This is a genomic window from Enterococcus songbeiensis (genome assembly GCF_005405265.1).
GTDB classification, from domain to species: domain Bacteria; phylum Bacillota; class Bacilli; order Lactobacillales; family Enterococcaceae; genus Enterococcus_C; species Enterococcus_C songbeiensis.
Genome location: NZ_BJDS01000004.1, coordinates 55651 through 72004, shown reverse-complemented (window position 1 = coordinate 72004; position 16354 = coordinate 55651). Strand labels below are relative to the sequence as shown.

Sequence of the window (16354 nt, the reverse complement as noted above, 5' to 3'; positions counted from 1 at the left end):
ATGAATAATCCGAAACCTAAAGAGTGGCAAGCAGCCGATTATAGTCAAAATTATGTGGCAGACTATAAGGCCTTTAATTTTGTTGACGGAGAAGGTGTTCGCAACAGTTTGTACGTCAGCGGCTGTTTGTTTGCCTGTGAAGGCTGTTTTAACAAAGCCGTGCAAAATTTCCGTTACGGCGTCCCTTTCTCCCAAGAATTGGAAGAGCGGATCATTACCGATCTAGGGCATGATTACGTACAGGGATTGACCTTGTTAGGGGGAGAACCCTTTTTAAATACTGCTGTCTGTTTACAAGTAGTCAAACGGGTGCGGAAAGAATTTGGTTCAACAAAAGATATTTGGAGCTGGTCAGGCTATACCTTTGAAGAACTGCTGGCAGAGACCGACGACAAGTTGGAATTGCTAGGAGCCATCGATATCTTGGTAGACGGCCGTTTTGAACTGGCCAAACGGGATTTGAATCTTCAATTTCGCGGTAGCAGTAATCAACGGATTATTGACGTGCAAAAATCATTAGCTGCCGGAAAAGCCATCATCTGGGATAAATGTACCGACGCTGAAAAAAGCTACGAGCAGGTCAAGCGTCGCAAGTTGATCTAACAAAAAAGTATCGTCAAACATGGATTTATGATCCATTGTTTGGCGATACTTTATTCTTTTTCTCCCCAGAGAGGCAATCGGATATTTTCATAGGTTAAAGGATCAAGATTGGTGACGGTGATTCCTAAGAGACGAATTCCTTTTTCCAATCCAAGAATTTCTTCCCAAATCAAACTTGCTTGTGAAAAAATGGCTTCTTTTTTATTAACGTAAGTTGGCAGCGTTACACGTTTTGTAATCGTGGTGTAATCCGCATAGCGGACTTTTAGAACAACTGTCTTTCCATGTTTTTGAACCCGTTTAAGAGAAAACTCCACCTTCTCTGCTAACTGTCGCAATTGTGTCAAGACAGCTTCTTCAGTGGTCAACGGATTGCCATATGTGTGCTCTTTTCCTACAGATTTTCGTTCACGGGTGACATTGACAGTAGACTCATGAACCCCACGAACCTTTCGATACAGGGAATACCCCATTTTACCAAAATGCTGAATCAAGTCCATTTCACTGCGTTCATAAAGATCCGCTCCGGTAAAAATATTCAATTCGTGCATTTTAGGCACTGTCTTTTTTCCGACACCGTGAAATTTCTCGATGGGTAATGCTTGTAAAAATTCAAGGGCATCTTCTGGCATGACAGCAGTCAAGCCCCGAGGTTTTTTAAAATCCGACGCAAGTTTCGCTAGAAATTTATTGTAGCTGACACCTGCTGAACAGGTTAACTGAGTTTCCTGCCAAATATCTCGTTGGATCATGCGAGCGATTTTGATCGCAGAACGACTATTGATTTTATTTTCTGTCACGTCCAGATACGCTTCATCAATCGACATCGGTTCGATTACATCAGTATAGCGTTGAAAAATTCCGCGAATTTGTCGGGAAATCTCTCCATATTTCTCATGGTTTCCCGGTACAAAAACTGCCTGTGGACACAATTCATAGGCTTTTTGTGCGCTCATTGCAGAATGAATACCATACTGCCGTGCCAAATAATTAGCAGTTGTAACGACACCGCGACCACCGGTATCACTAGGATGACGCGCAATAACTAATGGGTGTTTGGCTAATTCGGGGTTATCTCGTTCCTCAACAGATGCAAAAAAAGCATCCATATCGATATGAATAATTTTTCGCGACGTATCATTTTTTAACGGAAAGCGTAATTCAGCCATTTTCCCACCCCACTTCCTCTCTATTATACCCAAACGAACGTTCCCATACAATTTTTGCTTTTGATTTTTAATAAAAAGAAACGTTTATTCAAAAAAAAGAAGACTTCCGCCTTCTTCTCGTTACTCTTCAAGTTCATGGTATTCTTTGTACACCACTTGCTTTTTGACTTGATTTCGTTGTGCGACCTCTTTGATTGCCGCATTGGGTTTAGCACCTTCTGCTACTAAATTTTCGACCTGTTCTTTTAAGGAACGGGTTTCTGTAATCGTCACTTCAGATTGTCCATCATGACCGGCGACCAACAAGCAGCATTCCCCTTTAAGTTCATTTTCTCCTAAGTAAGCAGACAGTTCCTCCAGGCTTCCTCGCAAATATTCTTCATGAATTTTTGTCAGCTCCCGACAAATCACCGCTTGCCGATTTTTGCCAAAAACGGCTGCTATTTGCTGAATAGTTGCTGCAATTCGGTAAGGTGACTCATAAAAAATCAAGGTACTGGTTTGTTGCTTTAATTTTTCCAACGCTTCTACTTGTTCTTTTTTCTTGCGGGGTAAAAACCCATAAAATAAATTAGGTTGTGGAGATAATCCCGATGCAATCAGTGCCGTCAATCCCGCCGTCGGTCCCGGTAAAGAAACCACGGGAATCTCAGCTTCAACACAGGCAACCACCAACTCATGCCCCGGATCACTGATAGAAGGCATCCCGGCATCACTCACCTGTGCGATGGAGGCACCCTGTGTTAATAATTGTAGTAATTGTGGGATACGTTCTTTATAGTTATGCTCGTGTAAACTTTTCTGAGGGGTTTCGATGGCAAAATGATTGAGCAATTTTTGCGTATTGCGTGTATCTTCACTGGCAATCCAGTCAACTTCTTTTAGCAGACGAACACTGCGAAAGGTCATATCCTCCAAGTTACCGATTGGCGTAGGAATCAAATACAGTATTCCTGATCCTTGATCTTTAAAACTCCGCTGTTTTTTCATAAACAACTCCTCTCTGAAAAAAGGATTGATCGTCCTCAGACATCAATCCTCCACTCTTTTTATTTTCCGCTTTCTCGATAGATAACTTCCAAACAAAAGGCACAGGGTTCATCATGCTCCCGACGAGAACCGTAAAGATCATAACAAACATGAAAGCCTTCTTCATAGATTTTTTCTAAATTCATGCGGGATTTCGACAACTCTTGTTTGATTTTTTCTGCTGGTGCTTCGGCCACTTGATTCAGCTCGCGAACATGATCCCGCAGTTTTTGATTCTCCAACTCAAGGGTCGTATTTTTTTCAACAATTTCTTGCAGCGCCAGCTTCATTTCTCCTAACTGCTGCAAAGAATTTTCCAATTCCAGTTCAAGCTTGTTCAGCCCATCATACAAGGATCGCTTATCCATAGTCATCGTGAATCACCTGCTTTAACAAGTTCTAATTCTTCGTAGTCATATTCCACAGGCGTTTCCCGACCAATCAACCGTACTTTGACCACACGATTTAAAAGATTGAGTCCTACGACCTTCCCTTTGCCATCTGGAGTCACGATTTCTTTGCCGTAATCCGGCATTTCTTTTTTCGCTGCTTCATAAGATTCGTTTTCATATTTCAAACAGCACATCAACCGCCCGCAAAGACCGGAAATTTTCGTGGGGTTTAAGGAAAGTCCTTGATCTTTTGCCATTTTGATTGAGACTGGAATAAAGTCGCCTAAAAAAGTTGAACAACATAACGGCCGCCCACAAGGACCGATGCCCCCTAAAACTTTGGCTTCATCCCTCACACCGATTTGTCGCAGCTCGATTCGGGTGCGAAACTCGCTGGCCAAGTCCTTGACCAATTCCCGAAAATCCACCCGTCCATCTGCTGTAAAATAAAAAATCATTTTACTGCGGTCAAAAGTATATTCAACTTGCACCAATTTCATTTCCAGATGATGGTCGCGAATTTTTCGTTTGCCGATTTGCAGCGCTCTTTGGGCATCCTCACGATTGTGTTCGGCTTTTTCAATATCTTTGGTGGTTGCTTTTGCCAAAATCGGTTTTAATTCATCCGGCAAATCAGCAGTGTTCATTTCTTTTTTAGGAACCGCAATCGTTGCCAGTTGTTTGGCTTGTTGAGATTCCACTAAAACTTTTTCATTATATGTGTAATCAGATTTTCCAGGAGAAAAATAATAGATATGACCCGCTTCTCGATAACGGACGCCTACCACTTCTACCATTTTCATCCTCCTTTCTTCTGGAACTCTTGATAAATGATCCGCAAAGCAAGCTGTTCCGCAACATTTTGGAAGGAAACGTTGGCTGTCAGTTTCTGTTCTGCCTGTAAAAGCAGCTCCAGCATCCTATTAATACTGACGGTCATTTGCGTTTCACGATCCCGCATCCGGCGAAAATAAAATAACAACATTTGCAAAATCATCGTCTGTTGCTCTTTTTCTTTTGCTAAGGGTAAAATACGCTTTTGGACATAAATAAATGCTTGTGGATCACGTTTTTCTAAATAAGAAAACCATTGTCCAACGGCATCCTTAGCACCATTAAACCATTCATCATGGTAGATTTCAACTGCTTTTTGATAACCATTCGTCAAACTAGCCAGAAGTTGTGCGGATTCTTTGCCGATTCCTTCTTCTTGCAGTTTTTCAATCAAATGATCCGGAGCCAAAGGCAGAAAATGGATCACTTGACAGCGAGATTGGATCGTGGGCAAAATTCTGCCCAACGCATCGGTTTCTAAAATTGCTAAAAAGCTGCCCGGCGGCTCTTCTAAAAATTTCAACAAACTATTGGCAGCGCTGGCATTCATTTTATCGGCAGCTTTGATAATAAAAATTTGACGACGGCTTTCAAAGCCGCTTTTTGAAAATTCCGTCTGCAATTGACGAATCTGGTCCACTTTAATCGTTTGTCCATCTGGTTGGATTACTTGAACATCGGGATGTTCCCCATTTGTGATCCGTTGGCAGTTGTTACACTGATTACAAGGCTCTTCTCCTTGTAAATCAGTACAAAATAAACGTTTAGCCAGCCATTGACTCATGGTTCCTTTGCCGGTTCCCTGATCGCCTTCAAAAAGATAAGCATGGGCCAGACGCCCATGCTTCACACTTTTCTTTAATTGCGAGAAAACAAGCGGCTGATATTCAGCTAAAAAAATGCGTTCTTCCATCATTTTCTCCTATTAATATTGATGAAACCCTTCGACTGGTAAAACAAATACCGTCGCTCCGCCGACTTCCACTTCCACGGGATAAGGAACTTGTCCATCCAATGAAATATCTAAGGACATCGGTGTAGAAACATATTGTTTCCGTGACTGACAGGTTTTCTTGATCAATTCAAGTGCTTCTTCGACACGATCGTCATCGATCCCGATAATAAATGTACTGTTGCCGGCTTTTAAAAATCCACCGGTGGAAGAAAGCTTTGTCGCACGAATATTCGCGTCGATAAATTCATTTGCTAAACGGTTGCTGTCCTTGTCTTGTACGATAGCCATAATTAGTTTCATCATTTTGTCCTCCTATAATTAGAAATATTCGGGGTAGGTCTCAGTAATTGCCATAAAACTTGCATCAACAACTTCCTGCAGGCTCATACGGGCATCAACTTTATGGATACGAACAGGATCTTCCTCCGCCAATTTCAAATAGGCATGACGAACACGTTGGTGAAATTCCAAGCTTTCGGTTTCTAAGCGATCTGCTTTTTCATAACGTGTGCGGGCAATCCGTTGCAGTCCGGTATCTGAGTCTACATCTAAGTATAACGTAAAATCCGGTTTTGTGCCTTCAATTGCAAAATTATTGATTTTTTCAATCTCAGGAATTCCAATTCGACGTCCAGCTCCTTGATACGCCAATGAACTATCAACAAAACGGTCACAAATGACGATCTTTCCTTCATTTAATGCGGGGATAATAACCTCCACTAAATGTTGACGGCGAGCAGCAGCATACAACAGTGCTTCTGTCCGTTCATCCATCTCTTCATTTGCAGGATCTAAAATAATTTTGCGGATCTTTTCTGAAATGCGTACACCACCCGGTTCTCTCGTTTTAACGATTGGTCTTTTCGCCAATAATTGCAACCGAGGATATAATTCGTTCAATACGCTGGTTTTTCCCGCGCCGTCTGGTCCTTCAATCGTGATAAACAATCCGTTCACTTTTTTCCTCCATACTATCCAGTTTCCCCTGGAAAATTACTGATTTTCTAAATTTCTCTGCGTCCTTCAACCGCTTTAAGCAAAGTGATTTCATCTGCATATTCGATATCACTACCGACAGACAATCCATGAGCCAAGCGTGTCACTTTGATACCCGCAGGTTTAATCAACCGCGATAGATACATCGCCGTTGCTTCTCCTTCGGTTGTGGCGTTGGTAGCAATGATTACTTCCTTCACCGTATCGTCATGCAGCCGCTGGATCAAAGACGCAATATTAATATCGTCTGGACCAGTCCCTTCCATTGGGGACAAGACGCCATGCAACACATGATAAAGCCCATGGTATTCCCGCATTTTTTCCATCGCCATCACGTCTTTTGGTTCTTCAACAACTAAGATCGTGCTACGGTCGCGGGTGGTATCCTTGCAGATTTCACAGGGATCTTCTTCTGTGATGTTTCCGCAGATACTGCAAAAATGCAGATCCCGTTTGACACTTAATAATGACTTAGCGAATTCATTGACGACTTCATCTTTCATATCAATCGTATAAAAAGCTAATCGTGTCGCGGTTTTTTGACCGATTCCCGGTAATTTCATGTAACTGTCGATCAATTTTGCAATTGGTTCTGGATAATGCATTCGTTCTTACTCCTAACGAAAGGATTAAAATCCGGGCAGACCTTTCGTGTATTTACCCATTGTTTTTTCTGTTTCTTTTTCCACTTTAGCCAATCCGTCATTCACTGCCATAACAATTAAATCCTGCAGCATTTCTGGATCTTCTGGATCAATAACATCTGGAGTAACCATCAGTTCTTTCATTTTGCGATCCCCAGTAAAGGTTGCTTTAACGTAGCCGTTCGTGGATTCACCAACGAACTCTTGCATATTTAATGCTTCCTGCGCTTTTCCCATTTCTTTTTGCATTTTTTGTACTTGCTTCATCATGCCTTGCATATTTCCCATGCCTCGCATCATTTTTCTTCACTCCTAATTAATCATTTTGTATTTGTGCGAAATCACCAAATAATTCCTTGGCCTTCACAACAATTTCTTCTGGTTCCGGTTCCTTTTTCTCCGTTGGTTCAATCGTACCACCAATTTCGGTCGTGTGGGAAACAAAATCTCTTCGCAAAACCGGCCAACTGTCTTCAGTAATATAGATTGGTTTTGGTGCATAATCAGGAATCATACGACTGATATTATTGTGAATCGCCAATTCCAGCTCCTGATCACTTGCTGCCTTTTGGCAAACAATCTCATAATCAAAAGCGATCACTAAGCTATTAGGTCCGGCTGCTTTCGGTTCGCTGGAGCGCAAAACTGCCCGTTGTGTCACAGACAAGCTCATCAGCAAATCTTCCCAAACATTTTTCACATTGATCAAATCAGCCTTCGTTGCTTCCCGCAAGACACCAAAGACTTGCTCTTTTGGTACTCGATAGGTCGTTGTTTTCCCCCGATGAGGTTTGTTATTTGCAGCAACGGGTTCTGCGTTAGAGGTAGCAGACTGTCCTTGTTTCAATTGCCGGATTTCATTTTGCAATTGATTCAGTTGTTGCTTCAATTCTTGGAGCTCTGCGGAATTGGTTGGTGAATCTTCTCCACTTGTTGGAGCCGCTATTTTTTCTTGTGTTTCGCTATTTGCCAGCTTGACGGTTGCTACTTCCAGATAAATCGTTGGGCTGTTCGTAAAACGAACTTCATTTTGCGTTTCGTTTAAGACGTTGATCCAATGATAAATAACCGTTGCAGCAACTTCTTGCGCCAGTCTCGTAAAGGCTTCGGTCAAATGCCCTGATTTTTCCTCTAATAATTTAGGCGCTTTTTGATAAATCAGCAAATCCCGACAATAAACCAATAAATTTTCTAGCAAACGACGGGCTTCTTTGCCGGCTGCCAACATTTCTTGCAAATCTGTCAGCGCTTGGGTCACATCCTGCTCATAGCAGGCTTGAATAAAATGGTCCATCATTTCGTAAGTAAGACTGCCGGTGACCTCCATCGCATCCTTCAGTGTCACCTTTTCATCACTAAAAGAAATGGCTTGATCCAAAATACTCAGCGCATCCCGCATCCCGCCTTCTGCCGCTCGAGCGATCACATAAAGCGCTTCTTCTTCGTACTCGATTTGACTCGTTTGCAGCACATGAGCTAAATGAGCAGCGATATCTTGGGTATCGATTCGTTTAAAATCAAAGCGTTGTGTTCGAGAAATAATCGTTGCCGGAATTTTATGAGGTTCAGTCGTTGCCAAAATAAAGACGACATTTTTTCGCGGTTCTTCCAAAGTTTTCAATAAAGCATTAAAGGCTCCTGTCGAAAGCATATGGACTTCATCAATAATATAAACTTTATATTTCGCTTTTGTTGGAGCGTAATTGGCACGCTCTCGAATAAAACGAATTTCTTCCACGCCATTGTTGCTGGCAGCATCGATCTCAATAACATCTTCTTGCGTTCCCGTAGTAATGGAACGACACATGTCACATTCATTGCAGGGCTCCCCGTTTTGACTGTTGGGGCAATTGATGGCTTTGGCGAAAATTTTGGCAGCACTGGTTTTCCCGGTACCTCTTGGCCCTGTAAATAGGTAGGCATGTGAGATTTGATCTTGAAGGATCGCATTTTTTAACGTTTGGGTGATTGCTTTTTGACCGACGACATCGTCAAATCTTTGAGAACGCCAAACGCGGTAAAGTGCTTGATAGGCCATACTTTTTCTCCCCTTTTTCAAAAAATTCGCTAGTTACTATTATACGGAATTTTTAACTAAAAAACTAGGTTTCCTACGTTCTTTTAATAAATTCTCTGAAGCTTTTGCGTCATAAGTTTTAGAAATCAGCGCCTATGGTATAATGAATTAACACTTTGTAACTTTTTTAAAGGAGGAAGACAATCATGGGAATCATTAAAGCAGCGACAAGTATGGTGGGCGGCGGACTTGCCGATCAGTGGCTAGAGGTCATTGAACCAGAAGAGATGAGCGACACGACAGTAATGACAAAGGGTGTCAAAGTTCGGCAAGATGACAAACGAGGCTCAAACCGTAAAGGAACGACAGATGTTATCACAGACGGTTCAGTGATTCATGTTTATCCAAACATGATGATGTTGTTAGTCGACGGTGGGAAAATTATCGACTTTACTGCTGAAGAAGGCTATTATACGGTAAAAAATGATCTTGCACCTTCCATGTTCAATGGCTCTTTAAAAGATGCAATCAAAGAAACCTTCGATCGATTTAAATTCGGCGGCGTGACTCCGCAAAAGCAACAAGTTTTTTATATCAATTTGCAAGAAATCAAAGGAATCAAATTTGGTACCGCCTCACCGATCAACTATTTTGACAATTTTTACAACGCAGAACTTTTCTTGCGGGCTCATGGTTCCTATTCGATGAAAGTCACCGACCCGATTTTATTTTATACCAATGCAATTCCTAAAAATAAAACGCAGGTGGAAATCGACGACATCAATGAACAATACCTTAATGAATTTTTGACCGCTTTGCAGGCATCCATTAATCAAATGTCCGCTGACGGTCAGCGAATTTCTTATGTTCCGTCAAAAAGTATGGAACTAAGCAAATATATGGGAGATGTCTTAGACAGCAGCTGGACGGAGCTACGAGGAATGGAAATCGTTTCAGTGGCGGTGGCCAGCATTTCTTACACGGATGATTCTGTGAAATTAATCAACATGCGCAACCAAGGAGCCATGTTGGGAGATCCTGGCGTACGGGAAGGCTATGTACAGGGTTCCGTTGCCCGAGGAATGGAAGCTGCCGGTAAAAATGAAGGCGGCGCAACCACCGGATTTTTCGGAATGGGCATGGGTATGAACGCAGGCGGCGGCTTTTTAAATCAAGCTTCCCAAGCAAATAATGAACAAATCCAGCAATCCCAACAAGCGCAACAATCAGGAAACAAAGACACATGGACCTGTCCACAGTGTGGTACAGAAAATACAGGGAAATTCTGCAGTAATTGCGGGACACCGAAACCAGAAACCCAAGCTGCAGCAAATCTCAAAATGAAATGCAGCGAATGCGGAGAAATCATTGATCTTTCTAAAGGAATTCCTAAGTTCTGCCCAAATTGCGGCAAACCATTCAAAGGCGTGCCTTTGGACAGCTGATGGTTAGAAGAGGAGAATGATTATGGATGTCCTAACACACAAATGTCCCAATTGCGGCGGGGCATTGACTTTTGACCCTGACGACCAGAAATTTCACTGTCCCTATTGTTTGAGTATTTTTACAGTTGATGAAGTCAGCGCCTTTGAGGAAAAACAAAAACAAGCGCAAATGGTGGATGAAACAACAGCCGCTAGTGATCCAAAAACCGAAACAACTGAAACGACGGAAGCCGATGATGGATTAGCGGAGCCGATGGATTTATTTCTCTGCCCCAGCTGCGGCGCAGAAATCGTAACTGATGCAACCACCGCTGCCACCTACTGCTACTACTGTCATAACCCGGTGGTCTTGCAGGGGCGCTTAAGCGGGAAATTTCTGCCTAGCAAAGTTTTACCTTTTTCAGTCGGCAAAAAAGCGGCAACCGAAAAATTTTTAGCTTGGGCACAGAAGAAATGGTTTGTGCCGAAAGACTTTTTCAGTCAAGCTCAAGTAGAAAAACTTACCGGCGTTTACTTTCCTTATTGGAATGTCGATGCCGAAACCAAAGGCGAAATCACCGGAACCGGTACTTCTTTGCGGGTTTGGCTCGTGGGAGATATTGAATACACCGAGACCAAGCAATATGAGATTGAGCGAGCCGGTACCATCAAATTTAAGAACTTGGTTAAAAATGCACTTTCAAAAAATGTCCAACAAAAAATGGTTAGTGGGGTACAACCTTTTCCCATGGATAAAGCGGTGGCATTTAAAAACCAATACCTTGCTGGCTTTCAAGCAGAAAAACGTGACATTGAGTATTTGGAAATGAAGCCTGCAATTGAAAAAGAATTATCTTCCTACAGCGAAGATTTGCTAAAGGAAACTGTCGGCAGCTTCTCCACTTTTGTGACGAAACAAAAGCAGGTTGAACTGACCGCAGAAAAGGAAGATTATTTGCTGTTACCGGTTTGGCTTGTCACTTACCGCAGCAATGAAGCGGATAAAAAAATCTACTATTATGCAATGAATGGTCAGACCGGAAAAGTCAGCGGTATTTTACCCATTAGTTATAAAAAATTGGGCGCTACCGCATTTGGAATTTTTCTGATCGTCTTACTGCTCTTCTTAGTTGGGGGGTATTTCATTTGAAAAAGCTTGGGCTTCTTTTATTCGGTATCGTCGCCAGTCTTCTTTTTGCCCATCCGGCTATTGCAGCCAGCGATTTAGTAGAAGATGATGCACAGTTATTTACCGACTCACAAATCACCCAGCTCAACGAAACCGCAACAAAAATCGGTGAAACCATCAAAGGCAATGTTTTTATCGTAACCACCTATGACAATCAGGAGGAGCCTCGTGATTTTGCTGATGATTATTTGCGGGAAAAAGTCGGCAACAATCAAAATGGTGCTGTGTTGTTGCTGGATATGAATCAACGACAAATTTATATCTCGACATCTGGAAACATGATCGATTATTTAACCGATCGGCGGATCGACACTATTTTAGATGCGTTAGAAACAGAGATGGGTGATGAAAATTATTTTGAAGCGGCAAAAACGTACCTAGAAAAAACAGAAACCTTTGTTGCAGAAGGAGTTCCCGGCGGTCATTACCGGGTTGATGAAGAAACTGGAAAAATCACTCGTTATAAAGTGATTACTCCTCTTGAGATTGGTATTGCTGTAGCAGCGGCGCTCGTTGCAAGTATCGCCTTCTTCTTGGTTACAAAATCAACGTATCAGCTAAAACGAGGGGGCTACACCTACGCATATCATGAAAATGCAGATGTCCAGTTAACAAAAAAAGAAAATCGGCTGGTTCACTCCTTTGTTACAACTCGCCGAATTCCGAAAAACAACAATTCCGGCGGTGGATTTGGCGGCGGCAGCACCACCCACTCCAGCGGCGGCGGAACGTTTGGCGGCGGTGGCCGAGGATTTTAAGAAAATAAAAAAAAGCGGGATACAATCATGTAGTAACCTCCAAAAGTTAGATTTTTTGGTCTAACTTTTGGGGATTGCTTCATCATACCCCGCTTTTTTCTATGCCAGTAATTGTTGAAACCATGCAACGACTTGATTGAATTTTTCAACGATAAAATCAGCCGCTTGTTTCAAAAAACTGCCAAGATCGTCGCTATCAAAATTGGAGACCCACTGATTAACCTGAGAAAAAATATCCTCTCGAAAGATCCAGAGCAAAAATACAATGGCTAAAAAGCCAATCAGTCGCCAGATAAATGAGCCGATTTTAAAAATAAAGTAGATAAGTAGTGCAATAGCTAACCAAACAAAAATTTGGGTCATTGGATTTTCCTCCTATCCTTACTTTCATTATCCTCAAAACTCGTCGAAATAACATGCGGCTTGCGACGGATTTTTCCTTCTTCTATAAAAGTGTACCTGATTTCTTTCCGTGAAGAAAATAAAAAATCCCAACGATTGAAAAATCGCTGAGATCATTTCTCACTCTTTGCCGTCTAGAATATTCAAGCGGACTTTCTTGGGTCCTTCTGTACGCACGCCGTAAACAATCGTGCGAATCGCTTTAGCGACCCGACCTTGTTTGCCGATGATACGACCGATATCTTCTGGAGCAACAGATAAGTTGTATTCATAGAAATCATCTGATTCAACTACATCAAGCGTAATTTGATCAGGATGCGTAACCAATGGTCGGACGATTGTTAAGACTAAATCTTTCAAATCTGTCATAATTGGTCCCCTTATTTCTTAGTGAATTTTGCTTCGTGATGTTTTTTCATAACGCCTTCTTTTGAAAGGATGTTACGAACTGTATCAGAAGGTTGAGCTCCTTTTGATAACCAATCTAAAACTAGATCTTCTTTTAAAGTTACTTCTGCAGGGTCTTTCAAAGGATTGTAAGTACCTACTGTTTCGATGAAACGTCCGTCACGAGGAGAACGTGAATCTGCTACTACGATACGATAAAAAGGACTCTTTTTAGAACCCATGCGTTTTAAACGAATTTTTACTGCCATTACGATTACACCTCCATTAGTCTTAATCACAAAAGATAGTTTACCAGTTTTTTGATAAGGTGTAAAGAGTTTTTTCTTTACAGTCCAAATTATTTTGGCGTATCTTTTGTCATTTCAGACTTTTCTCGCTAAGATAGAGATAGAACCAAGAAATGGAGGAAGGAACATGACAAAAAAAATTGGTATTTTAGTAGGTAGTTTACGAGAAGGCTCCTACAATAAAATCGTTGCAAAAAAACTTGCTGCGCTTTTACCCGAGGGCTATGAAGCAGTATTCATCGACTTCAGCACACTCCCATTTTATAATGAAGATTTGGAAGTTGAAGGAAAGGTTCCGGAAAGCTGGCAAGCCTTTCGTCATGAATTGCAACAAGTGGACGGCATTTATTTCTTTACACCAGAATACAATCGTTCCGTGCCTGGCGCATTGAAAAATGCGTTGGATGTAGGCTCTCGTCCTTATGGGCAAAGTTCTTGGGATGGCAAACCTGCTTTGGTGGTCAGCGTTTCTCCTGGAGCAGTTTCCGGCTTTGGTGCAAACCATCACCTGCGTCAGTCCTTAGTTTTCTTGAACATGCCAACGTTGCAACAGCCTGAAGCTTATATCGGCAATATTTTAAATCTTTTAGATGAAAACGGGGAGATTGTACCTGATACGGTTAGCTACTTCCAATTGATTACCGATAAATATATCGAGTTTTTTGAAAAATTAAAAGGCTGAGAACTTTCTCTCAACCTTTTCCTAGCACGCACTCTTCGGATGGCGTGCTTTTTTATTTGTGAATTTTGCGGTAATGCAGTTCATAAAGTTGTTCCATTTGTGTTGTATCAACCAATTCAAGGCGTTGGTGATAATTTCCATCTTCAAACAACCGCTTGCCTTTTCCTAATAGGACAGGGGCGATTTGAATCCACCATTCATCAATCATATCTGCCTCCAACAATGGCTTTAAAAGATTGCCGCCGCCTACAAACCAGATCATTTTCCCTTCTTGCTGCTGCAATTGTTTCAAATACGCAACAGGATTTTCCGAAACGACCGTAGCATCTGGAAGTTCTTTCAATTTACGGGAAAACACAATGACTTCCTTGTCTTGATAAAAAGGCGTGCCTTCCGTCAGTTTTTTTGATTCTTCATAGGTTTTTCGTCCCATGACCAATGTATCTGTCAATTGATCAAAAGCAGCATACGTTGTTTCTCCTGTGGGGGTATCAAAAAGCCACTGCAAATTATCTTCGGTATCTGCTAAATAACCATCCAAACTAATGGCTCCATAAAAAACAAGTTTACGCATCATTTTCCTCCTAATGTTTATTTTTCGTCAAACTGACTTCTTTTACGGTTTCATGACAGGGACAAGTGAGTAAATGGTCATTGACCATACCGATCGCCTCCATAAACGCATAAATGATGGTTGTCCCAACAAATTTGAATCCTCTTTTTTTCAAATCCTTGGAAATCTCATCTGACAAAGGCGTTTTTGTTGGGACTTCTTCTGCTGTTGCAAACTGATTTTCGATGGGATGAAAATCAACAAATTTCCAAAGATAATCAGAAAAACTGCCAAATTCCTTTTGAATCGCTAAAACACATTGGGCATTGGTGATCGCTGCTGCAATTTTTAATCGATTCCGGATGATGCCACTATTTTGCATCAACGAGTCGAATTTCTCCTGATCAAAACCAGCGACGGTTTCAATATCGAAACCTTCAAATGCTTCGTCAAAAGTTTCGGTCTTGTTTAAAATCGTGTTCCAGCTTAATCCGGCTTGATTGAGATCAAGGACTAATTTTCGAAAAAGCTGTTGGTCGCGAAATTCCGGTACACCCCACACTTTATCGTGATACACCTGCATTTTTTCATTGGCTTGTGACCAAGGACATCGTTGCATTTTATCCCTCCTTTTCTATTGATTTTGCTACAGTCAGTTTACCAAATAATTACAAAAAAAGATTGCATTTCAAACTGTACTATGTATACTAGTACACATAGATACACTTTGAGGGAAAGGAGTTTTTCAGATGGTTTTAATTAATAAAGGCAGCAGCAAACCCTATTATGAACAACTAGTGCTGGGGATCAAAGAAGATATTTTGCATGGCGTATTGAATGCTGGCGATCAGTTGCCTTCTGTCCGTGAGATGGCAAAACAGTTGTTGATGAATCCAAACACGGTCAGTAAAGCCTACAAAGTCTTGGAAACGGAACAAGTATTGGTAACCGTCAAAGGCAAAGGTACCTTTGTCAAAACGATGACAGATTCCCCAAGAGATGAGGTTCGGATTTTGCAATTGAAAGAACAGCTCAAAGAATTAGTGATCGAAGCACTGCATTTGCAAATCTCGCAAGCTGAGTTGATTACTTGGGTCAAAGAGGCCGAAGAAAAGTTAGGAGGACAGTAGCATGAAAATTACGAATCTCTCAAAAAAAATCGGACAAAAACAAATTTTGGAAAAAATTGATTTTGTCCTTTATCCAAATGAAATTGTGGGACTAGTCGGTCGAAACGGTTCGGGGAAAACAACTTTATTTCGGACAATTGCCGATCATTACTTACCGGAGAGTGGAACGATCACCATCAATGACCGCAATTTACAACAAGATCCAGCATTAAAGGCACAGATTTTTTATATCGATGAAGTCGATAATTTTCTAAAAGCCTATTCGCTGAAAAAAATCGGTGAGTTTTACCGGGCAGCTTATCCTTTCTTTGATCAAGACCAGTTTCTAGCATTAACAAAAGAACATCAGCTACCGTTGCATCTTTCCTACCGCCGCATGTCAAAAGGAATGCAAGGCCTGTTCCAAATGATTCTGGCAATTAGCTCGAATGCCACGTATTTATTGTTGGACGAACCTTTTGACGGTTTAGACGTCATTATTCGCAAAAAAGTAATTGGGTTATTGTTAGGTCATATCGCGGATGGAAAACGCACGGCAGTCATCGCTTCCCACAATTTGCAGGAATTAGAAGGAATTATTGATCGTGCATTGCTCATCAAAGGACAGACGATCGTCAAAGATTACCGTTTGGAAACGATGCGGGAAACGGCAAAAAAATTCCAAATGGTCTTTAAAACTAAAAAAGTACCGCAAATCGTTAAAGACAATTCAAAACTGATTGCTTTCCAAGGACGGGTGGTCGTTGCTGTGTTTGAAAATTATGATACCCAATTAGCGGCCAAAATCTTGGCAGAACAGCCGTTGGTTTTTGAGGAACTACCGTTATCCTTGGAAGATTTATTTGAAGCAAATCTAAATAAAGAAGAACTTTACAGATAGGA

22 protein-coding genes are annotated in these 16354 nt (G+C 41.5%); 7 read left to right on the top strand and 15 right to left on the bottom strand.

Annotated elements, in window-relative coordinates:
- A complete protein-coding gene (gene nrdG, locus FFM66_RS03550) occupies nucleotides 1-603 on the top strand; it encodes an anaerobic ribonucleoside-triphosphate reductase activating protein (protein WP_048604833.1) in 603 nt (200 codons plus the stop codon).
- Between the two features lie 50 nt (nucleotides 604-653).
- Here the strand turns inward: nrdG and dinB are convergent, their stop codons facing one another.
- The 10 genes from dinB to dnaX form a co-directional block, all read right to left on the bottom strand.
- The gene (gene dinB, locus FFM66_RS03545) at nucleotides 654-1772 is read right to left on the bottom strand and encodes a DNA polymerase IV (RefSeq protein WP_137605007.1); all 1119 of its coding nucleotides are present in this window, start codon (nucleotides 1770-1772) and stop codon (nucleotides 654-656) included.
- Nucleotides 1773-1892: 120 nt separating this feature from the next.
- Nucleotides 1893-2762 (bottom strand): 16S rRNA (cytidine(1402)-2'-O)-methyltransferase, encoded by an 870-nt coding sequence (gene rsmI, locus FFM66_RS03540; RefSeq protein WP_048604831.1) that lies wholly within the window; start codon nucleotides 2760-2762, stop codon nucleotides 1893-1895.
- A 59-nt stretch (nucleotides 2763-2821) separates the two neighbouring features.
- Nucleotides 2822-3169 carry a DNA replication initiation control protein YabA gene (locus FFM66_RS03535; RefSeq protein WP_171000788.1) on the bottom strand — a complete coding sequence of 116 codons (348 nt, stop codon included), beginning with the start codon at nucleotides 3167-3169 and terminating at the stop codon, nucleotides 2822-2824.
- Between the two features lie 2 nt (nucleotides 3170-3171).
- Nucleotides 3172-3990, bottom strand: coding sequence for a PSP1 domain-containing protein (locus FFM66_RS03530; protein WP_048604829.1), 819 nt, complete (start codon nucleotides 3988-3990; stop codon nucleotides 3172-3174).
- A gap of 2 nt (nucleotides 3991-3992) precedes the next feature.
- On the bottom strand, nucleotides 3993-4940 hold the full coding sequence (gene holB, locus FFM66_RS03525) for a DNA polymerase III subunit delta' (RefSeq protein ID WP_048604828.1): 948 nt from the start codon (nucleotides 4938-4940) through the stop codon (nucleotides 3993-3995).
- A 12-nt stretch (nucleotides 4941-4952) separates the two neighbouring features.
- Complete coding sequence (darA, locus tag FFM66_RS03520; protein WP_048604827.1) at nucleotides 4953-5282, bottom strand: cyclic di-AMP receptor DarA; 330 nt, start codon at nucleotides 5280-5282, stop codon at nucleotides 4953-4955.
- Between the two features lie 18 nt (nucleotides 5283-5300).
- Complete coding sequence (gene tmk, locus FFM66_RS03515; protein ID WP_048604826.1) at nucleotides 5301-5939, bottom strand: dTMP kinase; 639 nt, start codon at nucleotides 5937-5939, stop codon at nucleotides 5301-5303.
- Nucleotides 5940-5986: 47 nt separating this feature from the next.
- A complete protein-coding gene (gene recR, locus FFM66_RS03510; RefSeq protein ID WP_048604825.1) occupies nucleotides 5987-6583 on the bottom strand; it encodes a recombination mediator RecR in 597 nt (198 codons plus the stop codon).
- Between the two features lie 24 nt (nucleotides 6584-6607).
- Nucleotides 6608-6922 (bottom strand): YbaB/EbfC family nucleoid-associated protein, encoded by a 315-nt coding sequence (locus FFM66_RS03505; protein ID WP_048604824.1) that lies wholly within the window; start codon nucleotides 6920-6922, stop codon nucleotides 6608-6610.
- A gap of 16 nt (nucleotides 6923-6938) precedes the next feature.
- On the bottom strand, nucleotides 6939-8660 hold the full coding sequence (dnaX, locus tag FFM66_RS03500; RefSeq protein ID WP_137605006.1) for a DNA polymerase III subunit gamma/tau: 1722 nt from the start codon (nucleotides 8658-8660) through the stop codon (nucleotides 6939-6941).
- A gap of 185 nt (nucleotides 8661-8845) precedes the next feature.
- Between dnaX and FFM66_RS03495 the strand changes: the two genes are divergently transcribed.
- Genes FFM66_RS03495 through FFM66_RS03485 form a run of 3 tightly spaced genes read left to right on the top strand, consistent with a single transcriptional unit; the run spans nucleotide 8846 to nucleotide 12010 of the window.
- Nucleotides 8846-10084, top strand: a complete 1239-nt coding sequence (locus FFM66_RS03495; protein ID WP_137605005.1) for a DUF7130 family rubredoxin-like protein — start codon at nucleotides 8846-8848, stop codon at nucleotides 10082-10084.
- Between the two features lie 22 nt (nucleotides 10085-10106).
- Nucleotides 10107-11213, top strand: a complete 1107-nt coding sequence (locus FFM66_RS03490; protein ID WP_137605004.1) for a TFIIB-type zinc ribbon-containing protein — start codon at nucleotides 10107-10109, stop codon at nucleotides 11211-11213.
- Complete coding sequence (locus tag FFM66_RS03485) at nucleotides 11210-12010, top strand: TPM domain-containing protein (protein WP_048604820.1); 801 nt, start codon at nucleotides 11210-11212, stop codon at nucleotides 12008-12010. Before FFM66_RS03490 ends, FFM66_RS03485 begins: the two co-directional genes overlap by 4 nt.
- Before the next feature lie 99 nt (nucleotides 12011-12109).
- Here FFM66_RS03485 and FFM66_RS03480 read toward each other — a convergent pair whose 3' ends face one another.
- The 3 genes from FFM66_RS03480 to rpsP all read right to left on the bottom strand — a co-directional run bounded on the left by FFM66_RS03480 (nucleotide 12110) and on the right by rpsP (nucleotide 13068).
- A complete protein-coding gene (locus FFM66_RS03480) occupies nucleotides 12110-12373 on the bottom strand; it encodes a hypothetical protein (protein WP_048604819.1) in 264 nt (87 codons plus the stop codon).
- A gap of 159 nt (nucleotides 12374-12532) precedes the next feature.
- A complete protein-coding gene (locus FFM66_RS03475) occupies nucleotides 12533-12781 on the bottom strand; it encodes a KH domain-containing protein (RefSeq protein WP_048604818.1) in 249 nt (82 codons plus the stop codon).
- A gap of 11 nt (nucleotides 12782-12792) precedes the next feature.
- Entirely contained in the window at nucleotides 12793-13068 is a 276-nt protein-coding gene (rpsP, locus tag FFM66_RS03470; protein WP_048604817.1) for a 30S ribosomal protein S16, read from the bottom strand.
- 166 nt (nucleotides 13069-13234) lie between these two features.
- On the opposite strand from rpsP, the gene FFM66_RS03465 reads away from it, so the two are divergent.
- A complete protein-coding gene (locus tag FFM66_RS03465) occupies nucleotides 13235-13789 on the top strand; it encodes an NADPH-dependent FMN reductase (RefSeq protein ID WP_137605003.1) in 555 nt (184 codons plus the stop codon).
- Nucleotides 13790-13841: 52 nt separating this feature from the next.
- Here the strand turns inward: FFM66_RS03465 and FFM66_RS03460 are convergent, their stop codons facing one another.
- Together FFM66_RS03460 and FFM66_RS03455 are read right to left on the bottom strand one after the other, a co-directional pair.
- Nucleotides 13842-14363 (bottom strand): dihydrofolate reductase family protein, encoded by a 522-nt coding sequence (locus FFM66_RS03460; protein ID WP_137605002.1) that lies wholly within the window; start codon nucleotides 14361-14363, stop codon nucleotides 13842-13844.
- A 10-nt stretch (nucleotides 14364-14373) separates the two neighbouring features.
- Nucleotides 14374-14961, bottom strand: coding sequence for a DNA-3-methyladenine glycosylase I (locus FFM66_RS03455; protein ID WP_048604814.1), 588 nt, complete (start codon nucleotides 14959-14961; stop codon nucleotides 14374-14376).
- Nucleotides 14962-15091: 130 nt separating this feature from the next.
- On the opposite strand from FFM66_RS03455, the gene FFM66_RS03450 reads away from it, so the two are divergent.
- Together FFM66_RS03450 and FFM66_RS03445 are read left to right on the top strand one after the other, a co-directional pair.
- Nucleotides 15092-15472, top strand: a complete 381-nt coding sequence (locus FFM66_RS03450) for a GntR family transcriptional regulator (RefSeq protein ID WP_137605001.1) — start codon at nucleotides 15092-15094, stop codon at nucleotides 15470-15472.
- 1 nt (nucleotide 15473) lies between these two features.
- The gene (locus FFM66_RS03445) at nucleotides 15474-16352 is read left to right on the top strand and encodes an ATP-binding cassette domain-containing protein (RefSeq protein WP_048604812.1); all 879 of its coding nucleotides are present in this window, start codon (nucleotides 15474-15476) and stop codon (nucleotides 16350-16352) included.
- Nucleotides 16353-16354 lie beyond the last annotated feature (2 nt).

What these genes read in the sequence shown, in the direction of transcription:
- FFM66_RS03460 (WP_137605002.1), bottom strand. Translation starts at nt 14,363, where the DNA reads ATGCGTAAACTTGTTTTTTATGGAGCCATTAGTTTGGATGGTTATTTA.
- rsmI (WP_048604831.1), bottom strand. Translation starts at nt 2,762, where the DNA reads ATGAAAAAACAGCGGAGTTTTAAAGATCAAGGATCAGGAATACTGTAT.
- FFM66_RS03445 (WP_048604812.1), top strand. Translation starts at nt 15,474, where the DNA reads ATGAAAATTACGAATCTCTCAAAAAAAATCGGACAAAAACAAATTTTG.
- dinB (WP_137605007.1), bottom strand. Translation starts at nt 1,772, where the DNA reads ATGGCTGAATTACGCTTTCCGTTAAAAAATGATACGTCGCGAAAAATT.
- FFM66_RS03505 (WP_048604824.1), bottom strand. Translation starts at nt 6,922, where the DNA reads ATGATGCGAGGCATGGGAAATATGCAAGGCATGATGAAGCAAGTACAA.
- FFM66_RS03535 (WP_171000788.1), bottom strand. Translation starts at nt 3,169, where the DNA reads ATGGATAAGCGATCCTTGTATGATGGGCTGAACAAGCTTGAACTGGAA.
- FFM66_RS03455 (WP_048604814.1), bottom strand. Translation starts at nt 14,961, where the DNA reads ATGCAACGATGTCCTTGGTCACAAGCCAATGAAAAAATGCAGGTGTAT.
- darA (WP_048604827.1), bottom strand. Translation starts at nt 5,282, where the DNA reads ATGAAACTAATTATGGCTATCGTACAAGACAAGGACAGCAACCGTTTA.
- recR (WP_048604825.1), bottom strand. Translation starts at nt 6,583, where the DNA reads ATGCATTATCCAGAACCAATTGCAAAATTGATCGACAGTTACATGAAA.
- FFM66_RS03495 (WP_137605005.1), top strand. Translation starts at nt 8,846, where the DNA reads ATGGGAATCATTAAAGCAGCGACAAGTATGGTGGGCGGCGGACTTGCC.
- FFM66_RS03530 (WP_048604829.1), bottom strand. Translation starts at nt 3,990, where the DNA reads ATGGTAGAAGTGGTAGGCGTCCGTTATCGAGAAGCGGGTCATATCTAT.
- FFM66_RS03475 (WP_048604818.1), bottom strand. Translation starts at nt 12,781, where the DNA reads ATGACAGATTTGAAAGATTTAGTCTTAACAATCGTCCGACCATTGGTT.
- rpsP (WP_048604817.1), bottom strand. Translation starts at nt 13,068, where the DNA reads ATGGCAGTAAAAATTCGTTTAAAACGCATGGGTTCTAAAAAGAGTCCT.
- FFM66_RS03480 (WP_048604819.1), bottom strand. Translation starts at nt 12,373, where the DNA reads ATGACCCAAATTTTTGTTTGGTTAGCTATTGCACTACTTATCTACTTT.
- FFM66_RS03450 (WP_137605001.1), top strand. Translation starts at nt 15,092, where the DNA reads ATGGTTTTAATTAATAAAGGCAGCAGCAAACCCTATTATGAACAACTA.
- dnaX (WP_137605006.1), bottom strand. Translation starts at nt 8,660, where the DNA reads ATGGCCTATCAAGCACTTTACCGCGTTTGGCGTTCTCAAAGATTTGAC.
- nrdG (WP_048604833.1), top strand. Translation starts at nt 1, where the DNA reads ATGAATAATCCGAAACCTAAAGAGTGGCAAGCAGCCGATTATAGTCAA.
- holB (WP_048604828.1), bottom strand. Translation starts at nt 4,940, where the DNA reads ATGGAAGAACGCATTTTTTTAGCTGAATATCAGCCGCTTGTTTTCTCG.
- FFM66_RS03465 (WP_137605003.1), top strand. Translation starts at nt 13,235, where the DNA reads ATGACAAAAAAAATTGGTATTTTAGTAGGTAGTTTACGAGAAGGCTCC.
- FFM66_RS03490 (WP_137605004.1), top strand. Translation starts at nt 10,107, where the DNA reads ATGGATGTCCTAACACACAAATGTCCCAATTGCGGCGGGGCATTGACT.